Annotated in this window: 8 protein-coding genes and 2 tRNA genes; 3 read left to right on the top strand and 7 right to left on the bottom strand. The window is 58.3% G+C overall.

The genetic code is table 11. The annotated features are described in order from the left end of the window. Window positions 1-262 precede the first annotated feature (262 nt). Window positions 263-1,684, top strand: a complete 1,422-nt coding sequence (gene gltX, locus QMM04_RS18295; protein ID WP_058758358.1) for a glutamate--tRNA ligase — start codon at window positions 263-265, stop codon at window positions 1,682-1,684. 83 nt (window positions 1,685-1,767) lie between these two features. Here gltX and QMM04_RS18290 read toward each other — a convergent pair whose 3' ends face one another. Continuing rightward, window positions 1,768-2,121, bottom strand: coding sequence for a YfeC-like transcriptional regulator (locus QMM04_RS18290; RefSeq protein WP_058758359.1), 354 nt, complete (start codon window positions 2,119-2,121; stop codon window positions 1,768-1,770). A 111-nt stretch (window positions 2,122-2,232) separates the two neighbouring features. Next, window positions 2,233-3,021 (bottom strand): formate/nitrite transporter family protein, encoded by a 789-nt coding sequence (locus QMM04_RS18285; protein WP_021508241.1) that lies wholly within the window; start codon window positions 3,019-3,021, stop codon window positions 2,233-2,235. A gap of 361 nt (window positions 3,022-3,382) precedes the next feature. Between QMM04_RS18285 and QMM04_RS18280 the strand changes: the two genes are divergently transcribed. Next, window positions 3,383-3,458 (top strand) — tRNA-Ala (locus tag QMM04_RS18280). Between the two features lie 44 nt (window positions 3,459-3,502). After that, window positions 3,503-3,578, top strand: a tRNA-Ala gene (locus QMM04_RS18275). A 125-nt stretch (window positions 3,579-3,703) separates the two neighbouring features. Here QMM04_RS18275 and QMM04_RS18270 read toward each other — a convergent pair. The 5 genes from QMM04_RS18270 to QMM04_RS18250 all read right to left on the bottom strand — a co-directional run. Beyond that, window positions 3,704-5,320 (bottom strand): rhodanese homology domain-containing protein, encoded by a 1,617-nt coding sequence (locus QMM04_RS18270; protein WP_282996702.1) that lies wholly within the window; start codon window positions 5,318-5,320, stop codon window positions 3,704-3,706. Then, window positions 5,313-5,903 carry a cysteine dioxygenase gene (locus QMM04_RS18265; protein ID WP_059012166.1) on the bottom strand — a complete coding sequence of 197 codons (591 nt, stop codon included), beginning with the start codon at window positions 5,901-5,903 and terminating at the stop codon, window positions 5,313-5,315. The genes QMM04_RS18270 and QMM04_RS18265 overlap by 8 nt, the downstream gene beginning before the upstream one ends. Continuing rightward, complete coding sequence (locus QMM04_RS18260; RefSeq protein WP_282996701.1) at window positions 5,900-6,883, bottom strand: ABC transporter substrate-binding protein; 984 nt, start codon at window positions 6,881-6,883, stop codon at window positions 5,900-5,902. The genes QMM04_RS18265 and QMM04_RS18260 overlap by 4 nt, the downstream gene beginning before the upstream one ends. Next, window positions 6,883-7,971: an LLM class flavin-dependent oxidoreductase gene (locus QMM04_RS18255; protein ID WP_127834401.1), complete on the bottom strand. Its 1,089-nt coding sequence runs from the start codon at window positions 7,969-7,971 to the stop codon at window positions 6,883-6,885. Before QMM04_RS18255 ends, QMM04_RS18260 begins: the two co-directional genes overlap by 1 nt. Window positions 7,972-8,164: 193 nt before the next feature. Then, window positions 8,165-9,331, bottom strand: a 1,167-nt coding sequence (locus QMM04_RS18250) for a NupC/NupG family nucleoside CNT transporter (RefSeq protein WP_282996700.1), incomplete at its 5' end; no start/stop codon positions are given.

Below are 9,331 nucleotides of genomic sequence, written 5' to 3'. Positions count from 1 at the left end.
AGTCGCATTATAGGGATCCTTCGAAGTGAGTCAACGCTTTTTAAAACATAAATGTGCGTTCGCTTTAAATTTAGACATCATGCAGCGCTTTTAGCCAATGTGCTGGTTTTATTAGCAGAAAAACGCACTTCTGCCCGCGCCGCCAGCGTGACAGTGATTGAGGAATCAGCCTCACCTGCTAGAATATGCGCACTGTTTTTCCGCGTTAACCCGTTTTTTTGTCATCCAGACAACGAAACCTGCGCATTTAAGGCAATGCTGAATGAAAATCAAAACTCGCTTCGCACCCAGCCCGACGGGCTACCTGCACGTCGGTGGTGCGCGTACTGCGCTTTACTCATGGCTTTATGCTCGCCATAACCAGGGCGAATTCGTCCTGCGTATCGAAGATACCGACCTGGAGCGCTCCACGCCGGAAGCGATCGAAGCCATTATGGATGGGATGAACTGGCTGAATCTCGACTGGGATGAGGGCCCGTACTACCAGACCAAACGTTTCGACCGTTATAACGACGTTATCGACGAAATGCTGGAAGCCGGTACTGCTTATAAATGCTATTGCTCGAAAGAGCGTCTGGACGCGCTGCGTGAAGAGCAGATGGAAAAAGGCGAGAAGCCCCGTTATGACGGCCGCTGCCGCGACAGCCATGAACATCATGCTGCCGATGAACCGTGCGTGGTGCGCTTCCGCAACCCGCAGGACGGTTCGGTAATTTTTGACGATCAGATTCGTGGTCCGATTGAATTCAGCAACCAGGAACTGGATGATCTGATCATCCGCCGTACCGACGGTTCACCGACCTACAACTTCTGTGTGGTGGTCGACGACTGGGATATGGGCATCACGCACGTTATTCGTGGTGAAGACCATATCAACAACACGCCGCGTCAGATCAACATCCTGAAAGCGATTGGTGCGGAAGTGCCAACCTACGCGCACGTATCCATGATCCTTGGCGATGACGGTAAAAAGCTGTCCAAGCGTCACGGCGCAGTGGGCGTCATGCAGTATCGCGACGACGGCTACCTGCCGGAAGCGCTGCTTAATTATCTGGTGCGCCTCGGCTGGTCACATGGCGATCAGGAGATTTTCAGCGTGGCGGAAATGACCGAACTGTTCACCCTCGATGCGGTGAGCAAATCGGCCAGCGCCTTCAACACCGAGAAACTGCAGTGGCTCAACCACCACTACATTAATACGCTGCCGCCGGAATATGTCGCGACCCAGCTGCAGTGGCACATCGAGCAGCAGAATATCGATACCCGCACCGGACCGGAGCTGGCGAAGCTGGTGACGCTGCTGGGTGAGCGCTGCAAAACGCTGGTCGAAATCGCCGCGTCCTGCCGCTACTTCTATGAAGAGTTTGACGCGTTTGATGCGGATGCAGCGAAAAAGCATCTGCGTCCGGTGGCGCGTCAGCCGCTGGAAGTGGTACGCGACAAGCTGGCAGCCATCAGCGACAGCGACTGGAATGCGGAAAACGTGCATCACGCCATTCAGGCTGCTGCGGATCAACTTGAGCTCGGCATGGGCAAAGTCGGTATGCCGCTGCGCGTTGCCGTAACCGGTGCCGGCCAGTCGCCTGGACTCGACGTGACGGTGGAAGCCATCGGCCGCAGCCGCAGCGTGGCGCGTATCGAAAAAGCGCTGGCGTTCATCGCGGAGCGTGAAGCACAGGCCTGATTGAGCTGAACAGCGGCCTGTCAGGCTGCTGTGATAAGGCAGGCAACAAAAAAGCCGGAAGCATCTCACTGCTTCCGGCTTTTCTATTCTTCCTGGATTCCTAACCGCTGTAATACGCCCCTGATCCCTTCCCGCAATAACAGCGCCGCCAGTTGTTCCTGTTCGGTGGCCGTCATTTGCTGGACAGAATTTATTAATAACGCAGGTAACGTATTTTGCTGAGCGCCGTAATTCGCCGCCGGTTCGTTTGCATGGCGGGTGGACTGAATGAAGCTTTTGACACGCTCATCAATGTGGATTAATCGCGCCTTACCGCCCTGTACACCGGGCTTGGGCGTGGTCGTCCAGTTTTCACGCTTGATCCATTTATTCACCGTCTGCCGACTGTAGCCCGTTTCCAGCGCGAGCTCTTCGGGAGTGAGCCATTCCTTTTTCACGATGCTGTCCCTGTTAAATACATTAGCTCTACATATTACAACAAAACGTTACGGGGAAAAGTAATCAAGGCAGAAAATGCCTTTTGCTGTGCGACAAAAGGCAAAATCGGTTTACTGCGCTTCGCTGACCGCCGCCTGTGCCGGACGGAAGGCGAGGAAATAGGTGAGGCCGACAAAGATCGCACCGCCCACACCATTGCCTAAAAATACCGCAACCACGTTAGGTGCAAATTCTGCCCAGCTCATCTGACCGGCAAAAATTGCGGCAGGCACGATAAACATGTTGGCCACCACGTGCTGGAAACCGATTGCCACGAAGGCCATCACCGGGAACCACATGCCGAAGATTTTGCCGACCATATCTTTACTGGCGAAGGCCAGCCATACCGCCAGGCACACCAGCCAGTTGCAGCCGATGCCGGAGATGAACGCGTGCATGAAATCGGCGTTCACTTTGGCATGGGCGATCGCCACGGTTTTCTTCAGATAGTCGCCTTCGGTCATGCCGAGCAGATGGCCGAAGAACCATGCTACCGCAACGCTGCCAATAAAATTGGCGATGGTGACCCAAAACCAGTTACGCAGCACGCTGAAACCGCTAATGCGGCGCGCGAACCAGGCAATGGGCAGCGTCATCATGTTGCCGGTCAGCAGTTCGCCACCCGCCAGCACGGTCAGAATCAGTCCGACCGGGAATACCGCCGCACCGAGGAAGCCGGCAAACGAGCCCCATTCAGCAGGCAGCTGGTTAATAACGTGCAGATCGAGCAGGAAGCCGGTGGCGATAAACGCGCCAGCCATAAAGCCAAGAATTAATAAGGTGGAAACCGGCAGACGGCTTTTAGCCACGCCGGCCTGAATCGCCAGTTGCGCGATCTCTTTAGGTGTATGCAGCGACATAGTTCACTTTTCTTTTATTAAACAAGGAGGACGTGCTGGCCGGTTAGCGAGTGAATACCCTGGACGGCTAACCGGTTAATTAGCGCGCTAAGTTTTACACGCACCATTAACGAAAACAAGCCTGACGCTAACATCTTTAACCTAAAGTTAACCTCGGCGTGGCGCACCGTTGAGGCGGCGTTGAGATAACGGCTGAGGGGAGGGATGACGAGCACGCGCTGCGCTGAAAAAAACGCCACGGCGACACAGGGTTGCCGCCTTTTTCAGCGATCGCACGCAGAACGAGAATTTGCCGTTGACACTCAAACAGCGGTCTCATATTATGCCGTCCGTCGAGGTAACTCGGCGGTTTTTTCGGTACGGGGCTATAGCTCAGCTGGGAGAGCGCTTGCATGGCATGCAAGAGGTCAGCGGTTCGATCCCGCTTAGCTCCACCAAACCGCTCCCAACGGTTTGCACTGAAAAAACGAATTCCAGATGTGGGGGTATAGCTCAGCTGGGAGAGCGCTTGCATGGCATGCAAGAGGTCAGCGGTTCGATCCCGCTTATCTCCACCAATTCTCTGTTCGTTCAGAACAAACGTATTCAAAACCCGATAATAATACTGCCCGTTTGCGCAGTGTAACGTTGCATTCGCCAACTGGCTGCGCGCAATGGCGCTGACCTGCAGCGCCTTTCCGTGTTAAACCGTCACGGCCTGTGGCTGCAGCTGCAGCACGCGAAAACCGTGGGTACCGTCGCGATCCAGTTGCGCCACCAGACCATATTCCCAGTCGAGATAGGCCTGCATCACGTCCGGTTCAATATCGGTGCCTTCGTACGGGCGGCGATAACGATCGATGGGCGGCGAGAGCAGGCGCTGCTCGCCCTGTTCGGTGGGCAGACCGGCGGCGCGCCAGGCTGCATTGCCTCCCGCCAGCACCCGCACCGGTTTGCCGGTCAGCGTGGCAATTTGCTCCACGGCATAGCTGGCCAGCAGGCTGCTGCCGCAGGTCAGCACGTAGCGGCCAGCATCGGGCAGTAGTGCCTTGCCCTGCTGCTGCAGGGTGGAACGCAGCAGCCAGGCCGCACCGGGAATATGGCTGTTGCGGTAACTGGCGAGCGTGGTGAAATCCAGCACCTGCGTGTCGCCAGCCGCCAGCCACTCGGCTAGCTGCGCGGGGGAGATCGATTCCGGCGCAGCAACCGGCGCCACCTGCGGCTGCCAGCTACCGACAGCGCTGAAATCGCTGGCCTGCAACGCGTCAGGCACCGCCACCTGCCAGCCAAGCTGCGCCAGCCAGGAGCCGGTCATATTGGCGCGGACACCGTCATCATCCACCAGCACGATACGCGCACCGCGCACGCTGGCGTAGTGATCGGTCTCCTGTACCAGCTGGCCGCCCGCCACGTGGCGGCTGCCCGGCAGATGACCGGCGGCGTACTCTTCGGCATCACGCACGTCAAACAGGTAGGTGGTGCGTGCTTCCTGCTGCCAGCGCGTCAGCGTCGCCAGAGGAATGCGTGTCACGCCAGCGCGATCGGCAATGGCGCGGGCCTGGCTCGCGGCCTGACGTTGCGCGGTTTCGCTGGTGTTGCCATAGCGGCGGCTCTGCCCATGCTCCAGCGCATGACCGGCCAGCGTCCAGCCAATGGTGCCGTTGCGCAGCGCGAATACCGGATTACGAATACCGGCATTGACCAGCGACTGCGTGCCAATAATGCTGCGCGTGCGTCCGGCGCAATTCACAATCACTGTGGTGCGCGGTGAGGGGGCTAAATCGCGCACGCGCAGCACCAGTTCGCCGCCCGGTACGCTGGTGGCGCCCGGAATGCTCATGGTGTGATATTCATCGAAGCGCCGCGCATCCAGCACCACCACGTCGGCATCATCGCTAATCAGCGCCTGTACCTCATCGGCGGAGAGCGAAGGCGTGCGGGCATGATGTTCCACCAGTTCGCCAAACGCTTTGCTGGGTGAATTGACATCGATAAACAGCTCACCGCCAGCCGCCTGCCAGCCGGCTAAATCATCGGCCAGTAGCGTGACCTGCTGATAACCCAGTGCGGCGAGACGTTCAGCGGCGGTCTGCGCCAGGCCTTCGCCGTTGTCATACAGCGTAATGGCGGTATGACGTTGGGGTATGCGGTCCAGCAACTCCAGCTCCAGCTTTGACAGCGGAATGTTGACGGCAAACAGCGGATGCCCGGTGGCAAACAGCGCCTCATCGCGCACGTCAATGATCGCCACTTCCTGTTGCTGACGCAGCGCTGTCAGCAGTTCCGCCGCCTGGCGAAACGGGAAAACCGGTTTAGTCATGTGAAAGGTCCCAAATGTTAGGTAGATAACGGTTGCTGTAGCCGGAAATAAAGCGTTTTTCGTGGCCGTCGGCGGTGTAGACCGCGCGCTCAACCGCGCCGATATTCGCGCCATACACGTGGATACTGACGGAGACGCGATCGTCAAAGGCGTTGCTGACGCGATGGATATCACCGACCGTTGGCGACACCGCCTCCACGTTGCCGGGTTCAAGCCGCACCGGCGCACCTTCTGCCTGTAAACCGTGCGGGCCCGGCTGCCACGATTGTGAAATCTCGGCGCCGCGCAGCATGCCAATCAGGCCCCAGACGCGGTGATCGTGAATCGGCGTCTGCTGACCCGGCCCCCAGACAAAACTCACCACGGAAAAGCGCTGCTGCGCATCGGCATACAGCAGATATTGCTGATAGTGCTGCGGATGGGGCTGGGTAAACGCCTCATCCAGCCAGTCATCGTGGCGAATCAGTTCGGCCAGCCAGCCGCTGCCCTGCCGCAAAATGGTCGCTTCGTCCGGCTGGCTGTCGAGCAGGGTGGCCAGCCGGGCGACGAAGGTGCGCAGGCGATGGTGCTGATAATCACTCATGATTTGTCTCCCGGCGCGTGCTGGGCGATGCGGTTAGCGGCGGCGGACAGGCTGAAGTCAAACGCCTGGCTGACATCGACCTGCTTTGGCAACACCTGATAACGATGGAAAAAGTCGGCGGATTTCTGCAGCGTGGCAATCAGGTGCGTGTCAAACACCAGCGGGCGGATGCGCGCATCGTCAATCCAGCTGCGGGTAATGGCGGGGGGCATATTCAGGGTTTGGCTCAGCACGCCGGCGAATTCCTGCGGATGGTGTTGCGCCCAGATTTGCGCCTTCGCCAGTCGCGCCAGCAGGTCGGCAATCGCTTCCCGCTTGCCGGCGTCCTGCAACGCTTCATTACGGGCCAGTGCGTAGGAGTAACCAGACATAATGCCTTTACCGCCGCCGTCCGGCACGCGCACCGTACCGTCGATGGCGGTCGAGGTGGCGATATAGGGCTCCCACGGCGCCCAGGCCGCGAACGCACCGGACGTCAGCGCCGCGCGGCCATCCACCGGTCCAAGGAAGCGCAGCGTGACATCCTGCGGCGTCAGGCCAGCGCGCTCCAGCAAGCCAAGCAGCAGATAGTGTCCCCAGCCGCCGCGGTTGACCGCGATCTGCTTACCTTTTAAATCCTGCAGCCGGTGAATGCCGGCGTCGGGGCGGGTCAGCAGGGCGATGCTGTCCGGGTTATTCTGCCAGGCACCCACGGCTTTCACCGGCGCGCCTGCCGCATAGACAAACAGAAACGGCAAATCACCGGTAAAGCCAACATCGAGCGCCCCGGCATTGAGCGCTTCCTGCACCGGCGCGCCGGAGTCAAAGGCGGTGAGCTTAAGATCGTAAGGCAGATTGTTCAGTTCGCCCGAGGCTTTCAGGGCGGCAAAACGATCGCCTTTCACATCGCCAAGGCGCAGCGTGACTTTATCGGCCGCCAGCAGCGGCTGGAGTGACGCGAGGGCCAGCGCAACACCGGCAAACAGAGCGGCGAGACGCATCAGGCGCTCCTTTTTTCAGTTGCGCTGAGCGCAGCCACTTTTTCACGCGTCAGCGGCAGCAGCTCACGGCCGTATTCCACCGCATCATTCAGCGGGTCAAATCCGCGGATCAGCACGCTATGAATGCCGAGGCGATAATAATCCAGCAGCGCCTCAGAAACCTGATCCGGCGTGCCGACCAGCGCGGTGGAGTTGTAGCCGCCCTGCACCAGTTTTGCCACGCCGGTCCACAGCACTTTGTCGTGGCGTTCGCTCTCATGCGCCGCCGCCAGCAGACGCTGCGCACCGACACTCTGCGGCTTCGGCAAACCAAAGGTATAGCCGGTATCCGCCAGCTGCTTCTCTGCGGTGGCGCGGATATGTTCGGCGCGCTCCCAGGCTTCTTTTTCAGTGTTACCCAGAATAGGCCGGAAGGAGATGTTAAACGCAATCTGGCGCCCCTGCGCGGCCGCCGCCGCACGCACGTTACGTACCGTCTCGGCCGCGCCTTTTAACGGTTCGCCCCACAGCGCGAAGACATCAGCATGCCGCGCCGCCACGTCAATCGCCTCCGGTGACGATCCGCCGAAATAGATCGGCAGCTTATGTTGCAACGGTTTAATGGCGGAGAACGCCTGCTCAGCCTGGTAAAACCGGCCCTGATGATCGTAAGGCTGCGGCGATTCAAGGCTCTGTTTCAGCACGCTGAGAAATTCGTCGGTGCGCGCATAACGTTCAGCCTTGCTGAGAAAATCACCGTCGCGGCGCTGTTCGCTGTCGCTGCCGCCGCTGATAATGTGCACGGCCAGGCGGCCGTCGGTGAGATGGTCGAGCGAAGCCAGCTTGCGGGCCGCCAGCGTGGGCGCGACAAACCCCGGACGGTGCGCCAGCAGGAATTTAATCTTCTGGGTATGCGCCGCTGCGTGAGCGGTGACCAGAAAGCCATCGGGTTGATCGGACCAGTAGCCGACAAGAATGCGATCGAAGCCGGCCGCTTCATGGGCGCGGGCAAAGCGGGCAATGTAATCTTTATCGAACAACGTGCCGGACGCGGGAATGATTTCTGAGGCAAGCCGGTGGCCAATCATGCCGAGGAACTGAATGCTCATGCGATTCTCCTGAGGTGAGGTCAGAAAGAAAAGCTACGGGCGCAGACGGCAACAACGGAAATTCGATATTGTGCAAAGGGTTTGCGGGAAACGATGAAGCAGGGCGTGGCGCGGCGGCAGACTGACTGGCGCGGGATATAACGCTTAGGTATATATAAAGAAGAGAAGGGCGAGCCGCAGCCCGCCCTGTAGATCAGAAGCCCAGCACCAGACCGGCGATGGCGGCGGAGAGCACGCTCACCAGCGTCGAGCCGTACAGCAGTTTCAGGCCGAAACGTGATACCACGTTACCCTGCTCTTCATGCAGACCTTTGATCGCGCCTGCGACAATGCCGATGGAGGAGAAGTTGGCGAAGGAGACCAGGAACACAGACAGAATGCCTTCCGCATGCGGCGACAGCTGACCGGCGATTTTCTGCAGATCCATCATTGCAACGAATTCGTTAGAAACCAGCTTGGTCGCCATGATGCTGCCCACCTGCAGCGCTTCGCTGGATGGCACGCCCATTACCCAGGCAAACGGATAAAACACATAGCCGAGCACGCCCTGGAAGCTGATACCAAAGATGGTATCAAACAGCGCGTTAAGGCCGGAGATCAGCGCGATAAAGCCAATCAGCATCGCTGCAACGATAATCGCCACCTTGAAACCGGCCAGGATGTATTCACCCAGCATCTCAAAGAAGCTCTGACCTTTGTGCAGATCCTGCAGCTGCAGGTCTTCTTCGCTGTCCACGCGGTACGGGTTAATCAGCGACAGCACGATAAAGGTACTGAACATGTTGAGCACCAGCGCGGCCACTACGTACTTTGGCTGCAGCATCGTCATGTAGGCACCCACAATCGACATCGACACCGTCGACATCGCGGTGGCTGCCATGGTGTACATGCGGCGCTGTGACATTTTGCCAAGGATATCCTTATAGGCGATAAAGTTTTCTGACTGTCCCAGAATCAGAGAGCTGACGGCGTTAAAGGATTCCAGTTTGCCCATGCCGTTGATCTTCGACAGCACGGTACCGATAGCGCGAATCACCCAAGGCAGGATGCGGAAATGCTGCAAAATCCCGATCAGGGCTGAGATGAAGACGATAGGGCACAAAACATTGAGGAAGAAGAAGGCCAGGCCTTTCTCGTTCATGTTACCGAACACGAAATTGGTGCCTTCTGCTGCATATTTGAGCAGATGATCAAACAGCCCGGCGAAACCTTTAACAAAACCAAGGCCTGCTTCGGAGTTAAGGAAGAACCACGCCAGCAGCACTTCAATCACCAGCAGCTGAACGATATAGCGAATCCGGATACTCTTACGATCGTGACTGACGAGTAACGCCAGCACGGCTACCACCACCAATGCTAA

This window comes from Pantoea sp. Pa-EAmG (assembly GCF_030024295.1).
GTDB classification, from domain to species: Bacteria; Pseudomonadota; Gammaproteobacteria; order Enterobacterales; family Enterobacteriaceae; genus Pantoea; species Pantoea dispersa.
Note: the sequence above shows the minus strand (reverse complement) of the source record. Positions and strands in the feature narration are given on the sequence as shown.

Bases quoted from the DNA above. Each gene is read 5' to 3' on its own strand.
- QMM04_RS18255 (WP_127834401.1), bottom strand. From the start codon at position 7,971: ATGAGCATTCAGTTCCTCGGCATGATTGGCCACCGGCTTGCCTCAGAA.
- QMM04_RS18270 (WP_282996702.1), bottom strand. From the start codon at position 5,320: ATGACTAAACCGGTTTTCCCGTTTCGCCAGGCGGCGGAACTGCTGACA.
- gltX (WP_058758358.1), top strand. From the start codon at position 263: ATGAAAATCAAAACTCGCTTCGCACCCAGCCCGACGGGCTACCTGCAC.
- QMM04_RS18265 (WP_059012166.1), bottom strand. From the start codon at position 5,903: ATGAGTGATTATCAGCACCATCGCCTGCGCACCTTCGTCGCCCGGCTG.
- QMM04_RS18260 (WP_282996701.1), bottom strand. From the start codon at position 6,883: ATGCGTCTCGCCGCTCTGTTTGCCGGTGTTGCGCTGGCCCTCGCGTCA.
- QMM04_RS18285 (WP_021508241.1), bottom strand. From the start codon at position 3,021: ATGTCGCTGCATACACCTAAAGAGATCGCGCAACTGGCGATTCAGGCC.